11 protein-coding genes are annotated in these 16,366 nt (G+C 74.8%); 8 read left to right on the top strand and 3 right to left on the bottom strand.

Features of this window, described 5'->3' with window-relative positions; all coding sequences use genetic code 11:
- Nucleotides 1-121: 121 nt before the first annotated feature.
- Together G567_RS0125495 and G567_RS0125490 are read right to left on the bottom strand one after the other, a co-directional pair.
- Entirely contained in the window at nucleotides 122-1,312 is a 1,191-nt protein-coding gene (locus tag G567_RS0125495) for an acyl-CoA dehydrogenase family protein (RefSeq protein ID WP_028932125.1), read from the bottom strand.
- Nucleotides 1,305-2,498 carry an acyl-CoA dehydrogenase family protein gene (locus G567_RS0125490; RefSeq protein WP_028932124.1) on the bottom strand — a complete coding sequence of 398 codons (1,194 nt, stop codon included), beginning with the start codon at nucleotides 2,496-2,498 and terminating at the stop codon, nucleotides 1,305-1,307. The genes G567_RS0125495 and G567_RS0125490 overlap by 8 nt, the downstream gene beginning before the upstream one ends.
- A 167-nt stretch (nucleotides 2,499-2,665) precedes the next feature.
- Here G567_RS0125490 and recC point away from each other — a divergent pair, with 167 nt between their 5' ends.
- The 3 genes from recC to recD are packed head-to-tail and all read left to right on the top strand — an operon-like array spanning nucleotide 2,666 to nucleotide 11,264.
- Nucleotides 2,666-6,001 carry an exodeoxyribonuclease V subunit gamma gene (gene recC / locus G567_RS0125485; RefSeq protein WP_028932123.1) on the top strand — a complete coding sequence of 1,112 codons (3,336 nt, stop codon included), beginning with the start codon at nucleotides 2,666-2,668 and terminating at the stop codon, nucleotides 5,999-6,001.
- Nucleotides 5,998-9,375 carry a UvrD-helicase domain-containing protein gene (locus G567_RS0125480; protein WP_028932122.1) on the top strand — a complete coding sequence of 1,126 codons (3,378 nt, stop codon included), beginning with the start codon at nucleotides 5,998-6,000 and terminating at the stop codon, nucleotides 9,373-9,375. Before recC ends, G567_RS0125480 begins: the two co-directional genes overlap by 4 nt.
- Complete coding sequence (gene recD, locus G567_RS0125475; RefSeq protein ID WP_028932121.1) at nucleotides 9,372-11,264, top strand: exodeoxyribonuclease V subunit alpha; 1,893 nt, start codon at nucleotides 9,372-9,374, stop codon at nucleotides 11,262-11,264. The genes G567_RS0125480 and recD overlap by 4 nt, the downstream gene beginning before the upstream one ends.
- A gap of 9 nt (nucleotides 11,265-11,273) precedes the next feature.
- On the opposite strand, the gene G567_RS31540 is transcribed toward recD, so the two are convergent.
- Nucleotides 11,274-12,107, bottom strand: coding sequence for an SDR family NAD(P)-dependent oxidoreductase (locus G567_RS31540; RefSeq protein ID WP_084796447.1), 834 nt, complete (start codon nucleotides 12,105-12,107; stop codon nucleotides 11,274-11,276).
- Between the two features lie 178 nt (nucleotides 12,108-12,285).
- Between G567_RS31540 and G567_RS0125465 the strand changes: the two genes are divergently transcribed.
- The 5 genes from G567_RS0125465 (at nucleotide 12,286) to G567_RS31535 (ending at nucleotide 16,358) form a co-directional block, all read left to right on the top strand.
- Nucleotides 12,286-13,104 carry a tryptophan 2,3-dioxygenase gene (locus G567_RS0125465; protein WP_051233555.1) on the top strand — a complete coding sequence of 273 codons (819 nt, stop codon included), beginning with the start codon at nucleotides 12,286-12,288 and terminating at the stop codon, nucleotides 13,102-13,104.
- A gap of 77 nt (nucleotides 13,105-13,181) precedes the next feature.
- On the top strand, nucleotides 13,182-13,910 hold the full coding sequence (locus G567_RS0125460; protein ID WP_028932119.1) for a (Fe-S)-binding protein: 729 nt from the start codon (nucleotides 13,182-13,184) through the stop codon (nucleotides 13,908-13,910).
- Entirely contained in the window at nucleotides 13,907-15,379 is a 1,473-nt protein-coding gene (locus G567_RS0125455) for a lactate utilization protein B (RefSeq protein WP_028932118.1), read from the top strand. The genes G567_RS0125460 and G567_RS0125455 overlap by 4 nt, the downstream gene beginning before the upstream one ends.
- Nucleotides 15,376-15,990, top strand: a complete 615-nt coding sequence (locus tag G567_RS0125450; RefSeq protein WP_028932117.1) for a LutC/YkgG family protein — start codon at nucleotides 15,376-15,378, stop codon at nucleotides 15,988-15,990. Before G567_RS0125455 ends, G567_RS0125450 begins: the two co-directional genes overlap by 4 nt.
- A gap of 65 nt (nucleotides 15,991-16,055) precedes the next feature.
- On the top strand, nucleotides 16,056-16,358 hold the full coding sequence (locus G567_RS31535; protein WP_051233554.1) for a 5-formyltetrahydrofolate cyclo-ligase: 303 nt from the start codon (nucleotides 16,056-16,058) through the stop codon (nucleotides 16,356-16,358).
- Nucleotides 16,359-16,366 lie beyond the last annotated feature (8 nt).

Raw genomic sequence — 16,366 nt, 5'->3', positions numbered from 1 at the left:
CGCGGCGTGATGTGACGGGCCGTCGGCCACGCTCCGGGCCGACCGGACCGAAGGTCGGGGTGGTGGCCAACCGCACGGAGGCGTTCGCCTGGCTGTCGACCGCGGTCGTCGGCCGGGACGCTCAGCCGCGCAGCGCCTCCGCCACGCCCGCCACCGGCGGCACCTGCGAGGGTGGGACGACGGCGCGGTCGAGGACCGCGAGCGCGATCCGGTTGCGGTGCTCTTCGGCACTGCCCAGCAACGCGGCGTCGGTCACCGCCCGCTTGTAGTACAGATGCGCCTGATGCTCCCAGGTGAACCCGATCCCGCCGTGCAGTTGCAGCGTGTCGGCCGCGACCCGGGAGTAGGCCTGCGAGCAGGTGGCCTGCGCGATGCTCGTCGCGAGCCACGGGTCGTCGGTTCCGCCCTGGATCGCCCAGGCCGCGTGGTAGGCCGTCGACCGGGCGTGCTCGACGGCGACGAGCATATCGGCCAGCCGGTGCTTGACCGCCTGGAACGAGCCGATCGGACGGCCGAACTGCAGGCGGTGCTTGGCGTACTCCACGGTGAGGTCCAGCAGCCGCTGCGCGCCGCCGACCTGTTCGGCCGCCAGCAGCACCGCCCCCACGTCCAGCGCGTACCCGATGACGCGTTCGGCGTCGCCGGGGTCGGCGAGCAGACGGGCCGGCGCCTCCGACAGCCGCACCGCCGCCTGCCGGCGGGTCAGGTCCATGGTGGACAGCAACTCCCGGTCGACCCCGTCGGCCGTGCCCTCCACCGCGAACAGCGCGACCCCGTCCGGCCCGCTGGCGGCGACGAGCAGCACGTCGGCCGCGGCCGCGTCGACGACCTGGGCCAGCCAGCCGGTCAGCTCCCAGCCGCCGCCGGCCCGCACGGCGCCGACCGTGATGCTCGCCGGATCGAACCGGCCCGCCCGCTCGGGGACCGCGAAGGCGGCGGTGCGGACGCCCGCGACCAGCGGCGGAAGCAGCTCGTCGCGCAACCCGCCGTCCCCGGCCATGACCAGCGCCGGGATCGCCAGCCCGATGGTGCCGAACACCGGCCCGCACAGCAGCGCCGCGCCGAGCTCCTCGGCGACGACGGCCTGGTCGACGAGCCCGCCGACCACCCCCGACTCGTCGGGCGCCGCAAGCCCGAGCACCCCGAGCTCACCGCCGAGGCGGGCCCAGGTCGCCGGGTCGTAGCCGGCCGGGGAGTCCATCCACCGGCGGACCGTCGCCTCGTCGGAGTGCTCGGCGCAGAATCGACGGACGGTGCGACGCAGTTCCAGCTGCTCGGCGTCGAAGGCGAACACATCGCCGGTCTCAGCCACGGGGGATCTCCTTCCACGGCTTTCCGGCGTCGGTGCGCGGCTCCCCGGGCAGGCCGAGGACCCGCTCGCCCAGGATGTTGCGCAGCACCTCCGACGTGCCGCCCTCGATCGTGTTGGCGCGCGAACGCAGGAACCGCTGCTGGATCGGGCCGCGCCAGTCGGCGTCGCGGCCGTCCTCGCTGATCGCGTAGGAGCCGTACAGCGTGCCCTCGAGACCGAGCAGATCCATGCAGAACTCGTAGATCTGCTGGTTCAGCTCGGCCGAGACCAGCTTGCTGATCGAGCCCTCCGGACCCGGGGAGCCCGTGGTGGCCGAGCGCCGGGCCCGCTCACCGGTCAGCCGATGCGCCTCGGCGCGGGTCCACAGGGCGGCCAGCCGGTCGCGCAGCACCGGGGTGTGGCAGTCCGGACGGGCCGCCCACAGCGCGACGGCGTCGGCGATGGTGCCCGAGCCGCGCAGGCTCGATCCCGCGCCGATCGCGGTGCGCTCGTTCATCAGGGTGGTCAGCGCGACCCGCCAGCCGTCCCCGACCGCGCCGAGCCGGTGGGCGTCGGGGACGCGCGCGTCGTTCAGGTAGACCTCGTTGAACTCCGCCTGCCCCGTCATCTGGCGCAGCGGCCGGGTCTCCACCCCCGGGGCGCCCATGTCGAGCACGAAATAGCTCAGGCCCTTGTGCTTGGGCTGGTCCGGGTCGGTGCGGGCGAGCAGCAGGCCCCACCGGGCGTGGTGGGCCAGGCTCGTCCAGACCTTCTGGCCGTTGACCACCCACTCGGCCCCGTCGGGCACGGCGCTGGTCGCCAGCCCGGCGAGGTCGGAACCGGCGCCGGGCTCGCTGAACAGCTGGCACCAGATCTCCTCGGCGGCGGCCAGCGGGCGCAGCCAGGCCCGCGCCTGCTCCGTGGACTGCGCGTGCTCGCGGATGGTCGGCGCGGCCATGCCGTAGCCGATCGGGTTGCGGGAGAACGCCGAGGGGCCGCCCGCGGCCCGCACGATCTCGTCCGCGACGGTCTGCAGCCCGCGGCTCACGCCGAGCCCGCCGAGTCCCTCGGGAAAATGCACCCAGGCCAGCCCGGCGTCGAAGCACGCGCCCAGCAGCTCCCGCGTCGAGACCTGCCGCGGATCGTGCTCGGCGACCACCTTCCGGGCCGCCTCCTCGACGCGCGCGGCGTCGGTCACTGCGCTCATGGTCCCCCCAGGAGAGGTCAGCGGTGCGAGTGGCGGTCAGTCCCGACCGTACGACGAGACCGGCCTGCTGCCCACCGCATCGTGATTCTGCTGGCGCCGCCGCGCCAGCGCCAGCGCGTGGCGGGTCGAACGCGGAGGGTGTCGGTGCTCCCGGATAACGTCACCTCGTGCTGCACGTCCACCGCGCCGAACGCGCCGACACCCTCGTCGCCGCGCTGGCCGATGTGCTGCGCGAGCCGTTGGCCGATCCGTTCGCGCCCGAGATCGTCGCCGTGCCGGAGCGCGGCGTGGAGCGGTGGCTGGCCCAGCGGCTCTCCCACCGGCTCGGGGCGGGCGCGGGCCGGGGCGACGGGGTGTGCGCGCGGGTGCTGTTCCCGGCTCCCGCCGCGGTGGTGGCCGAAGCGGTGGGTGGCTGCTGCGGGATCGACCCGGAGGACGACCCGTGGCATCCGGCGCGCGCGGTGTGGCCGCTGCTGGAGCTGATCGACGAGGCGGCAGGCGAGGCCCGGTTCGGGGTCCTCGGGGCGTATCTCGGCAGCGGCGGCAACGGGGCTCATCGGCGGGGTCGGCGCTACGCGGTCGCGCGCAGGCTGGCGGGCCTGTTCGCGACCTACGCCGCGCACCGACCGGGGATGCTGGCGGCGTGGCAGGGCGGCGCGGACCTCGACGGTCCGGACGGCGATCCGCTTCCCGACGATCTCTGCTGGCAGCCCGAGCTGTGGCGGCGGCTGCGGGAGCGCATCGGTGTCGCGGGTCCGGCCGAGCGGATCGAGGCCGCCTGCACGGTCCTGCGCACCGACCCGGGGCTGCTCGACCTGCCACCCCGGCTGTCGCTGTTCGGGCCCACCCGGCTGGCCGCCGACCAGCTCGCGGTGCTCGAGGCGCTGGCCGTCCACCGCGAGGTGCACCTGTGGCTGCCGCATCCCTCCCCCGCACTGTGGGACGCGGTCGCGCCGCACACCGGCACCGTCGCGGCGCGCGCCGCCGATCCGACGGCCGAGCTGCCCCGGCATCCGCTGCTGTCGTCGCTCGGCCGCGACGTCCGCGAGCTGCAGCTGCGGCTGCCCGCGGGCGCGGCCGAACGCCGTCACCGCGGCCCCGAACCGGCCGGCACGCTGCTCGGGTTGCTGCACCGCGGCCTGCGCGACGACGCGTTGCCCGAGCCGGATCGGCGGCCCCGGATCGACCCGGCCGACCGCAGCGTCGCGGTGCACGTCTGCCACGGTCCGGATCGCCAGGTGGAGGTGCTGCGCGAGGTCGTGCTCGGACTGCTCGCCGCCGATCCGACGCTGCAGCCGCGCGATGTCCTCGTGATGTGCCCGGACGTCGAGATCTTCGCGCCGCTGATCTCCGCGTCGTTCGGGCTGGTCTCCGCGGAGGGGCACCCCGGCCACCGGCTGGCGGTCCGGCTGGCCGACCGGGCGCTGGGCCAGGTCAACCCGCTGCTGGGCACGATGGCGTCGCTGCTGGAGCTGGCCGATGCGCGGGTGACGGCGTCGCAGCTGCTCGACCTGGCGGCCTCGGCCCCGGTGCGGCGCCGGTTCCGGATCACCGACGACGAGCTCGACCGGCTGCGCGACCTCGTCGCCCGCTCCGGGGTGCGCTGGGGCCTCGACGGCGCGCACCGCAGGCCGTTCCGGCTGGAGGGGTTCGGGCAGAACACCTGGTCGGCGGGGCTCGACCGGATGCTGCTGGGCGTCGCGATGGCCGAGGACGAGCAGTGCTGGCTGGGCACCGCGCTACCGCTCGACGACATCGACAGCTCCGATGTCGATCTGGTCGGCCGGCTCGCCGAGCTGGTCGACCGGCTCGGCGCCGTGCTGGCCGGGCTCAACGGGGAGCGGCCGCTCACGGCATGGAGCGCCGCACTCGGCGACGGCCTCGACGCGCTCACCGTCACCACCCCGGCCGACGCCTGGCAGTCCGCGCAGGCCAGGGCCGAGCTGGCCGGCATGGTCCGGGCCGCGGGGCCGCACGCGGGCACCGTGCCGCTGACGCTCGCCGACGTCCGGGGGCTGCTGGCCGACCAGCTGCGCGGCAGGCCGACCCGGGCGAACTTCCGCACCGGAACGCTCACCGTCGCCACCCTGGTGCCGATGCGTTCGGTGCCGCACCGGGTGGTGTGCCTGCTCGGCCTGGACGACGGGGAGTTCCCCCGGACCGGTGCGGCCGACGGCGACGACGTGCTGGCCCGCGACCCTCGGGTCGGTGAGCGCGATCCGCGCAGCGAGGATCGCCAGTTGCTGCTCGACGCGATCGGCGCGGCGACCGAACACCTGGTCGTCCTCTACTCCGGGGCCGATGCCCGGACCAACGCCCCGCGGCCGCCTGCGGTCCCGCTCGGCGAGCTGCTCGACACCCTCGACGCCACCGCGTGCGCCGCCTCGGGCGGAGCGGTCCGGCAGCAGGTGGTCGTCCGGCATCCGTTGCAGCCCTTCGACTCGCGCAACTTCACTCCCGCCGCGCTAGGTGTCCCCGGCCCGTTCAGCTTCGATGCCGCCGCGCTCGCCGGGGCGCGGGCGGCGGCGGGCGGGCGCAGCGAGCCCGCGCCGTTCCTGGCCGCGCCACTGGCCCCGCCGCCCGCGCCGGAGGCCGTCGAACTGGAGGACCTCGCCCGATTCCTGGAGCATCCGGCCAGGGCGTTCCTGCGCCAACGGGTCGGGATCGCGCTCACCATCGAGGACGATGAGCCGGCCGACGCGCTCCCGGTCGACCTCGACGGGCTGGGGCGGTGGTCGGTCGGCACCCGGCTGCTGCGCGACCGTCTCGCCGGGCATCCGCTGCAGCGCTGCCGGCAGGCCGAATGGCGCCGCGGCGAGCTGCCGCCGGGGGCGCTGGGCCACCGGCTGCTCGACACCGTGGCCGCCGATGTGGAGCGCTTGGTGACCGTGGCCGCACGGCTGCGCCCGGTGGAGCCGGAAGCCCGTGACATCACCGCGGTCCTCGACGGTGTGCCGGTGGTCGGCACCGTGGGCGCGGTGTTCGGCCCGGCCATCGTGCGGGTCGAGTACTCCCGGCTGGCGCCCAAGCACCGGCTGCGCGCCTGGGTGCAGCTGCTGGCGCTGACCGTGGCGCACCCCAGCACGCCGTGGCGAGCGGTGACGCTTGGCCGCGGCCAGTACGCGGGACTCGCCCGGTCGGTGCTCGGCCCGGTGGCGCCGGGCACGGCCCGGGCGGTGCTCGCCGATCTGGTTGCCCTGCACCGGCAGGGACTGTGCGAACCACTGCCGATGGCCACCGCCGCCTGCGCGGCCTACGCGCGTACCCGCGCCGGCGGTGGCTCCCCGGCCGCGGCCGAGGCCGGCGCCGAGCAGGCGTGGGCGCAGGGGTATGGGGCCGAGCGCGACGACGTCGCGCACCAGCGGATCTGGGGGCCCGATGCGCCGGCGGCGGTGCTGTTCGCGACCCGGGCGGACGGGCCGGGCGAACCCACCCGGTTCGGCAGGCTGGCGATGCGAATGTGGACGCCGCTGCTGGCGGCCGAGGAGGTCGACCACCCGTGACCACAGCGCACACCCTGGCCGCGGCCGCGTTCGACGTCTGCGGGCCACTGCCGCCCGAGGGCGCAACGACCGTGCTGGAGGCCAGCGCCGGCACCGGCAAGACGTTCACGATCGCGGCGCTCGCGGCCCGCTACATCGCCGAGGGCCGCGCAACGCTGCCCCAGCTGATGCTCGTGACCTTCGGCCGGGAGGCCACCCAGGAGCTGCGCGAACGGGTCCGCGACCGGCTGGTCGTCGGCCAGCGCGCGCTGGCCGACCCGGTCGCGGCCCGCGCCGGCGACGACGGGTTGCTCGCGCTGCTGGCCGGGGGTGACGGGGCATGCGATGCCGAGGTGGCCGCGCGCGGGCGGCGGCTCACCCAGGCGCTGACGCAGTTCGACGCGGCCACGATCGCCACCACCCACCAGTTCTGCCAGCAGATGCTCGCCGGTCTCGGCGTCGTCGGGGACGGCGATCCCGACGCTGTGTTCGTCGAAACGGTCGACGATCTGGTCACCGAGGTCGTCGACGACTTCTACGTGCGCAAGTACGCCGCGCCCGGCGCCGGGAACCCGCCGTTCGACCGTGCCAAGGCGCTCGAGCTGGCCCGCCGCGCCGTCGACGACGCTCAGGCCCGGCTCGAACCCGCCGACGCGCCGGCCGACAGCGCAGCCGGCGTGCGCTACCAGTTCGCCTGCGCCGTGCGCCGCGAGGTCGGCCGGCGCAAGCGGGCGCGGCGGCTGTTCAGCTACGACGACATGCTGACCCGTCTGGCCGAGGCGCTGACCGATCCGGCGCGCGGCCCGGCCGCGCGGTCGCGGCTGCGCGAGCGGTACTCGGTGGTGCTCGTCGACGAGTTCCAGGACACCGACCCGGTGCAGTGGGAGATCCTGCGCGGGGCCTTCCACGGGCACACCACGCTGGTGTTGATCGGCGACCCCAAGCAGGCGATCTACGCCTTCCGCGGGGCCGACGTCGTCAGCTATCTGGAGGCGGCCGACGAGGCGAGTGCGACGGCCACGCTCGCCCGGAACTGGCGCAGCGACGCCGCCCTGCTCACCGCGCTCGACACGCTCTTCGGCGGGGCCGCGCTGGGAGACGACCGGATCGTGGTGCACCCGCCGGAGGCCGAACACATCGAGCGCAGGCTCACCCGCGCGCCGGCCGGGGCGCCGCTGCGGCTGCGGATCGTCGGCCGCGACCGGCTCCCCGTGCTCACCGGGCGCGGCCTCGGCATGGTCGGCCCGGCGCGCCAGGTGGTGGCCGCCGACGTGGCCGCCGATATCGCGACGCTGCTGGCCGGCCCCGCACAGGTGCAGGGGCGTCCGGTCGCACCCGGCGACGTCGCGGTGCTGGTGCGGACCAACGCTCACGGCGGCCTGATCCGTGAGGCGTTGGCCGCGGCCGGGGTGCCCGCGGTGCTCACCGGCACCGCCAGCGTGTTCGCCACCCCGATCGCCACCGAGTGGCTGACCCTGCTGGAGGCGATCGAGCAGCCGCAGCGCACCACCCGGCTCCGCGCGGCCGCCCTGACCTGTTTCGTCGGGCACACCGTGGCCGAGCTCTGCGGGCCCGGCGGCGAGACGATCGTCGAGGAGCTGGGCGGCCTGCTGCGATCGTGGTCGACGATACTGCGCGAGCACGGGGTGGCGGCGCTGCTGGAGGCGGTCAGCACCGGACGGCGGCTGGCGCAGCGGCTGCTCGGGCGCACCGACGGGGAGCGGAGGCTCACGGATCTGCGCCATATCGCCCAGGTTCTGCACCGCGCCGCGACCGAGCAGCATCTCGGGCCCGCTGCGCTGGCGGAGTGGTTGCGCCACCGCATCGACGACGCCGCCACCGACACCGGCGCGGAGCGCAGCCGCAGGCTGGAGTCCGACGCCGACGCCGTGCAGATCGTCACCGTGCACCGCAGCAAGGGCCTGGAGTTCCCGATCGTCTACCTGCCGTTCGGCTGGGACCGGTTCGTCGCGCGCGAGCCGGACGTACTGCTGCTGCACGAGCGGGGCCGGGTGCTCGATGTGGGCGGCCCGAACGGGCCGCGCTACCGCGATCGGCTGGCGGCGCACCGCGCCGAGGAGGCGGGCGAAGACCTACGGCTGCTCTATGTGGGGATGACCCGGGCGCGCTGCCAGGTCGTCGCCTGGTGGGCGCCGGCCACCACCACCGCGAGCTCCGCGCTGCATCGGTTACTGGTCGGCCGCCCCGCCGCGGGCACCATGCCCGCGCAGTCCTACCCGGTGCCCGACGATGCGGCGATGCTCGCCCAGCTGCGCGCACTCGCCTCGGTGGACCTCGTCGTCGAGGAGGTCGGCGAACCCGCGGACCGGCGCTGGCGCCCGCCGCGCCGGCCCACCGCCGAGCTCGCCGCCGCCCTGTTCGACCGCGGCCTCGACACCGCCTGGAGACGCACCTCCTACAGCGCGCTCACCGCGGCCGCCCACGACCGGACGCCCACCGAGGTCGCGAGCGAACCCGAGGACTCGGGCATCAGCGACGAGCCCACCGAACAGCTGGAACTCGACGTCGCCGTCGGGGCGGGCGCGGATCCGGCCGTCGCGAACGTGCCGTCGCCGATGGCCGAGCTGCCGGTGGGCACCGGGTTCGGCACGCTGGTGCATGCGGTACTCGAGACCGCCGACCCCACCGCATCCGGCCTGCTGGGCGAGCTCACCGAAGGGGCCCGCGCGGAGCTGGAGCGGCGGCCCTCGGCGCTCGACCCGGCCGACCTCGCGGCGGCGCTCGTCCCGGTGGTGCAGACTCCGCTCGGCCCGCTCACCGGCGGCCGGGCGCTGCACGCCATCCCCCCGGCCGACCGGCTCACCGAGCTCGAGTTCGAGCTCCCACTCGCCGGTGGCGACGCCCCGGGTGCGGCACTCACCCTCGGCGATCTCGCCGCCCTGCTGCGCGCCCACCTGCCCGCGGACGACCCGCTGCGGCGCTACCCCGATCTGCTCGACACCGCCGCGCTCGGCGGCCAGCCGCTGCGCGGCTACCTGACCGGCAGTATCGACGCAGTGCTGCGGGTCGACGGCCGGTTCCTCGTCGTGGACTACAAGACCAATTGGCTGGGTCCGGTCGGCCCGGCCGGCCGGGAGCCGCTGACCGCGGCGCACTACGCCCCGCCGCTGCTGGCGGAGGCGATGCTGGCGGCGCACTACCCCTTGCAGGCGCTGCTGTACTCGGTGGCGCTGCACCGGTATCTGCGCTGGCGGCTGGCCGGCTACGCGCCACACCGCCATCTCGGCGGTGCGCTGTACCTGTTCCTGCGCGGGATGTGCGGGCCCGCGACCCCGATCGTCGGCGGCACACCGTGCGGGGTGTTCGGCTGGGCGCCGCCACCGGAGCTGATCGTCGAGCTGTCCCGGCTGCTGGACGAGGGCCGGGCGTCATGACCCGGGCGCCGGCCGACGCCGACGCCGACGCCCACGACCCGCGGTTCGCCCGCACCGCATCCGGGCTGCTCGGCGAGTTCAACGCGGCGGGTGTGCTCACCACCGCCGACGTGCACGTCGCGAACCGGCTCGGCAGGCTCGGCGCGGAACCCGACGAGCGGGTGCTGCTGGCCGTCGCGCTGACCGTGCGGGCGATCCGGCACGGCTCGGTGTGCATCGACCTGGACGCGATCAGCCACACGGTGCTCGGGGAGAGCGACGAGCTGATCGACGTCTCCGCGCTGGCCTGGCCCGACCCCGCGGCGTGGCGGGCGGCCTGCGCGTGCAGCCCGCTGGTCGGCACCGGGCGCGACGCCGGATCCGCCCCGTTGCGGATGCCCGGCCGGCTGCTGTACCTGGACCGCTACTGGCGGCAGGAAGAGCAGGTACGCACCCAGCTGCGCGACCGCGCTGCGGCCGCTCCCCCGGCCGTCGACCTGGACCGGCTGCGGGCCGGGTTGGACCGGCTGTTCCCCGGCGACCCGGCCGGCGCCGCAACGGGCACCGATCGGCAGCGCCTCGCGGCCGCGGTGGCCGCGCTGCGCCGGGTCACCGTGCTGGCCGGCGGCCCGGGGACCGGCAAGACGACCACGGTGGCGCGGCTGCTGGCGTTGCTGCGCGACCAGCCCGGCCCGCCGCCGCGGATCGCGCTGGCCGCGCCCACCGGCAAGGCCGCCGCCCGGCTGGCCGAGGCGGTCGCCGAGCACACCGCCGAGCTCCCCGAACCCGACCGGGCCGGGCTCGGCCCGCTGCCCGCATCGACCCTGCACCGGCTGCTGGGGCGCAGGCCCGGTAGCACCAGCCGGTTCGCGCACGACCGGTACCACCGACTGCCGCACGACGTGATCGTCGTGGACGAGACCTCGATGGTGTCGCTGACGCTGATGGCGCGGCTGCTGGAGGCCGTCCGTCCCGATGCCCGGCTGGTGCTGGTCGGCGATCCCGACCAGCTCGCCTCGGTCGAGGCAGGCGCGGTCCTCGGCGACCTCGCCCGAGCCGACGGGCAACCCGAGCCCTGGCTCGACGAGCGGCTGCGGGCCCTCGGCGCGCTCGGTCCGGCGGATCCGCCGGTCGTGCACGGGGTGGTGACCTTGGACCGAACCTGGCGATTCGGCGGTGCGATCGCTGCGCTGGCCCGCGCCGTCCAGGCCGGTGACGCCGACGCGGCCCTCACGCACCTGCGCGCCGGCCATCCGGAGCTCATGTTCGTCGAGACCGACGACCTGGACAGCCGCGATCCCGCCGGGCTCGAGAGCGTGCGCGCCGACGTCGTCGCCGCCACCGGCGCGCTGTCCGTGGCGGCCCGCGACGGCGCGGTCGCCGACGCGCTCGCCGCCCTGGAACGGCACCGGCTGCTGTGCGGGCATCGGCGCGGGCCCTACGGCGTCTCGCGGTGGAGCGCCGAGGTGGAGCGCTGGCTGGCCGACGCCGGAGCCGGCTCCGCCGCCGACGACGAGTGGTATCCGGGCAGGCCGCTGCTGGTCACGGCCAACGACTACGACCTTGGTCTGTTCAACGGCGACACCGGCGTCGTCGTGCGCGAGAACGGCGCGGTGCGCGCGGCGTTCACCCGCGAGGGCAGGCCGCTGCGGGTGCCGACGAGCCGGCTGTCCGCGGTGCAGACCGTGCACGCGATGACCGTGCATCGCAGCCAGGGCAGCCAGTTCTCCCGGGTGACGGTGGTGCTGCCGCCCGCCGAGTCGCCGCTGCTGACCCGCGAGCTGCTCTACACCGCGGTGACCCGGGCGCGCGAGGTGGTGCGGGTCGTGGGATCCGAGCAGGCGGTCCGCACCGCGGTCGGGCGGTCGGTGAGCCGGGCCAGCGGGCTGCGGGAGCGGCTGGGTCACTGAGCGTCGGCGTCATGCCGCGAGCCGCATGGTCTGCTCCGGATCGGCGGCCGCCGCGGGATCGACCGGCCGTGGCGTCGGCGGCTGCTGCTCCCGGCCGCGCCCGGCGAGCCTGGCCAGCAGCCGCAGCGAACGCCGCGGGGCCTCCAGGGTGCCCACGAGCAGCCGGTAGAGCCAGCCCGGGGTGCTCAGCCTGCGGCCGCGGGACAGGTCGCGCAGGCAGACGTCGACCGCGTCGGCGGGCTCGATCCACAGCGGCGACCCGGGCGGCCCGACCTGCGCGTGCCGGGCCGTGCGCAACCGGCCCGCACACAGCGCGATGGCCCGGACCCCGGTGCCCGCGACCGACGCCGCGACGGTGTCGGTGAAGCTCAGCACCCACGCCTTGCTGGCGCCGTAGGCGGAGCCGCGGGCGGGCAGGTAGCCCGCGAAGCTGGCGACGTTGATCACCGAACCGCGGTCGCGGGCAAGCATCCCGGGCAGCGCGGCGCGGGTCAGCCGCAGCACGGCCGTGACGTTGAGGTCGATCTCGGCCTGCAGGTCTGTCATCGGGGCGGCGGGGAGTTCGTCATCGGCCTCGACCCCGGCGTTGTTGACGAGCAGGTCGATCGGCTCGACCGTCGCCGTGAGCCGCCGCTCGACGCGTGCGCGGGCCCACGGGACGGTCAGGTCCGCGGGCAGCACCTCGATCCGGACGCCGTGGGTGGCGCGCAGCTCGTTCGCAATCGATTCGAGCCGCCCACGGTCGCGAGCGACGAGGACGAGATCGAGGCCGTCGGCGGCGAGACGGCGCGCGAACGCGGCTCCGAGGCCGGCGCTCGCACCGGTGATCAGCGCTGTTGTCACACGACGGACAGTAGGAAGCAGGCGCTTAACCGACGCTGAGAACGCAGCTCACCCCCGCGAGTCGCGGTATTTCCGAGCGCGAGTCGGGGTATCCGCGCGGCCGAGTCGGGGTATCCGCGCGACCAGCACGCCACCTTCGGCCCTCGGCCGACCAGGCGTGGCGTCCTACGCTGGCCGAATGCGCACCGAAAAGACCTACGGTGCATATCTGCACCTGAACCAGTTGCTGTCCGCCCAGCACCCGGTCAGCAGACCGGTGCACCACGACGAGCTGCTGTTCATCGTGCAGCACCAGACGTCGGAGCTGTGGCTCAAGCTGGTCCTGCACGAGCTGGATTTCGTGCGCGACCGGCTCGCCGACGACGAGCTGCGGCCCGCTCTGAAAGGACTGGCGCGGGTCAAACACATCCAGCGCACCCTCACCGACCAGTGGTCGGTGCTGGCCACCCTGACCCCCTCGGAGTACGCCGAGTTCCGGCGCTTCCTTGGCACCTCATCGGGAATGCAGTCGTTCCAGTACCGGGCCGTGGAGTTCGCGCTCGGCAACCGGGACGCGACGATGCTGGAGCTGTTCGCCGACGATCCGCCCGCCCACGCGTTGCTCATCACCGAGCTCAAGCGCCCCACCGTCTACGACGAGTTCCTGCGCCATCTCGCCCGGCATGGGCACGCCGTGCCCGCCGAGCTGCTCTCCCGCGACGTGCGCCGGCCGCACACCTTCCACCCCGGCCTGGTCGCCGTGTTCCGCCGGATCTACGAGCACCCGCGCGAGTACTGGCCGGCCTACGAGACGTGCGAGGAACTGGTCGATCTGGAGGAGAACGTCCAGTTCTGGCGGTTCCGTCACCTCAAGACCGTCGAGCGGACGATCGGCACCGCCCGCGGCACCGGAGGGACGAGCGGGGTGGGGTTCCTGCGGGCCGCCCTCGACATCAGTTTCTTCCCGGAGCTGTACGCGGTGCGCACCGAGATCGCCCCGGGGCCGCCCGCACGGTGAGAGCATCCCGACGCCGGCGAGAGGTCCGATGTTTGGCTGTCTACGCTGGCTGAGCACACCGATCGGAAGGACCTCGGATGCGGATCGCGCTGTTCGTGACCTGCCTGGCCGATGCGCTCTACCCCGACGTCGGCAAGGCGGTCGTGCGGCTGCTCGAACGGCTCGGTCACGAGGTGGTCTTCCCCGAGGCACAGACCTGCTGCGGGCAGATGCACATCAACACCGGCTATCAGCGCGAGGCGTTGCCGCTGGTCCGCCACCATGTCGAGGTCTTCGAACCGTTCGAGACGATCGTCGCGCCGTCCGGATCGTGCGTCGGCTCGGTGCGCCACCAGCACGCGATGGTCGCGCGCCGGGCGGGCGACGAGCGGCTCGCCATACGGGCCCAGGCCGTCGCCGAACGAACCCACGAGCTGTCCCAGCTGCTCGTCGACGTGCTCGGCGTCGACGACGTCGGCGCCTACTACCCGCACCGGGTCACCTACCATCCGACCTGCCACTCGCTGCGGATGCTGCGCGTCGACGAGAAGCCGCTGCGGCTGCTGCGCAACGTCCGCGGGATGACCCTGCTGGAGCTGCCCGACGCCGACCAGTGCTGCGGGTTCGGCGGCACGTTCGCGATGAAGAACGCCGACACCTCCACCGCGATGCTCGCCGACAAGATGCGCCACGTGGTCTCGACCGGCGCCGAGGTCCTCACCGCCGGCGACAGCTCGTGTCTCATGCATATCGGTGGCGGCCTGAGCAGGCTGCGCAGCGGTACCCGGACCGTGCACCTCGCGGAGATCCTGGCGGCAACGGAATGACGACGTTCCTGGGGCTGCCCACCCACGCCCCCCGCGGCGTCGGACATCTGCGGGGCGATCGGCCGTTCCCGGCCGCCGCCCGCACCGCGCTCGCCCAGCCCCAGCTGCGCCGCAACCTCGGGCACGCGACCCGCACGATCCGCGACAAGCGCGCCGCCGTCGTCGCCGAGCGCGATGACTGGGAGGAGCTGCGCCGCGCCGGTGCGGCGATCAAGGCGGCGACGATGGCCCGCCTCGACGAGCATCTGGAGCGGCTGGAGCGCGAGGTCTGGGCCCGCGGGGGCACGGTGCACTGGGCCTGCGACGCCACCGAGGCCAACGCGATCGTCACTCGCCTCGTGGCCGCGACGGGCGTGCACGAGGTCGTCAAGGTCAAGTCGATGACCACCCAGGAGATCGGGCTCAACGAGGCGCTGGAGGCGGCCGGGGTCGTCGCGCAGGAGACCGACCTCGCCGAGCTGATCGTGCAGCTCGGCGGCGACCTGCCGTCACACATCCTGGTCCCGGCGATCCATCGCAACCGCGCGGAGATCCGGGAGATCTTCCTGCGCGAGATGCCCGGGGTCGACCCCGCGCTCACCGACGAGCCGCGCGGGCTCGCGATGGCCGCGCGGGCGTTCCTGCGCGAACGGTTCCTGCGGGCGAGGGTGGCGATCAGCGGCGCGAACTTCGGGGTCGCCGAGACCGGCGGGCTGGCGGTCGTCGAATCCGAGGGCAACGGCCGGATGTGCTTGACCCTGCCCGAGACGTTGATCACCGTGATGGGTCTCGAGAAGGTCGTGCCGACGTGGCGGGACCTGGAGGTCTTCCTCCAGCTGCTGCCTCGCAGCTCCACCGGCGAGCGGATGAACCCCTACACCTCGATCTGGACCGGGGTGACGCCGGGCGACGGGCCGCAGCAGTTCCATCTGGTGCTGCTGGACAACGGCCGGACCGCGGCACTGGCCGACGAGATCGGGCGCGAGGCACTGCACTGCATTCGGTGTTCGGCCTGCCTCAACGTCTGCCCGGTCTACGAGCGCACCGGCGGGCACGCCTACGGCTCGGTCTACCCCGGGCCGATCGGCGCGGTGCTCACCCCGCAGCTCACCGGCATCGAGGACAACGCCTCGCTGCCGTACGCCTCCAGCCTGTGCGGCGCCTGCTTCGACGCCTGCCCGGTCCGGATCGACATCCCGTCGCTGCTGGTCCGGCTGCGCGCCGCGCACGTCGAGGAGCGTCGCGCGGCCTCCCGGATCCCGACCCTCGAGCAGCTGACGATGGCGGCCGCAGGCTGGACGATGACCGAGCCCGGGCGGTTCGCGGCCGCGGAGAAGGCCTCGCGCGTCGGCCGGGTGCTGGGCCGGCGCACCGGGATGATCGGCGCGCTGCCGCCGCCGCTGTCGGCGTGGACCGCGAGCCGGGATCTGCCCCGCCCGCCCGCGGAGAGCTTCCGGGAGTGGTGGGCGCGGGAGCGGGGGAATCGGTGAACGAACCGCCTGCCCGCGAGCGCGTGCTCGCCGCGATCCGGGCCGCCAACGCCGGCGCCGTCGCGCCCGAGACCCCGCGCGGCTATCACCACACCGGCGAGCACGCCCCCGGCTCCGAGCCGCTGCTCGACCTGCTCACCGACCGGCTCGTCGACTATCGGGCGACGGTACGGCGGGTCAGCGCCGCCGAGCTGCCCACGGCGGTGACCGCGGCGCTTCCCGACGGTCCGGTGCTGCTGCCGCCCGAGCCGCCGGCGGCGTGGGGCGAGCTCGGCGGCACCCGCGACGAGGGGACGCTCACCCCACATGCCCTCGACGAGTTCGCCGCCGTCGTCACCGGCTGCGCGCTGGCCTGCGCCGAGACCGGCACGATCGCGCTCGACGGCTCGGCCGACCAGGGGCGCCGGGCGATCACCCTGGTCCCCGATGTGCACGTCTGTGTGGTGCATGCGGCGCAGGTGGTGCAGACCGTGCCCGAGCTGCTCGCCGGGCTGACCGCGACCCGCCCGATCACGCTGATCTCCGGCCCGTCGGCGACCAGCGACATCGAGCTGGAACGGGTGGAGGGTGTGCACGGTCCGCGTACGCTGATCGTGTTGCTCGTGCGCTGATGCGCCGGTGAGCGGCGCAGCTACCCGTCCGCCAGCGGGCGCTGGAGGACGGCAAGACCGTCTACATGGCGGTCCCCCGGCTCGGCAAGGGCGGCGGGTTCGCCGACCTGGAGTTCGCGCTGGCCACCGAGGCCGGGCTGATCGGACCGGAGACCCTCGTCGTGACGACGGTGCACGAACTGCAGGTCCGACCGGCCGGGGTGATCCCGACCGCGGCCCACGACGCCCCGGTCGACCTGATCGTCACGCCGGAGCGGGTGATCGACTGCCGTGCCCGGCGCGGCGCGCGGCCGTCGGAGTTCATCCGTTGGTCGGAACTGACGGACGAGAAGATCGCCGCCATCCCGCTGTTGTCCGCGCTGCGCTGACGCGCACG

The organism is Pseudonocardia asaccharolytica DSM 44247 = NBRC 16224, from assembly GCF_000423625.1.
GTDB classification, from domain to species: Bacteria; Actinomycetota; Actinomycetes; order Mycobacteriales; family Pseudonocardiaceae; genus Pseudonocardia; species Pseudonocardia asaccharolytica.
The sequence above is the reverse complement of the archived record's forward strand: the minus strand, read 5'-3'. Positions and strand labels throughout refer to the sequence as shown.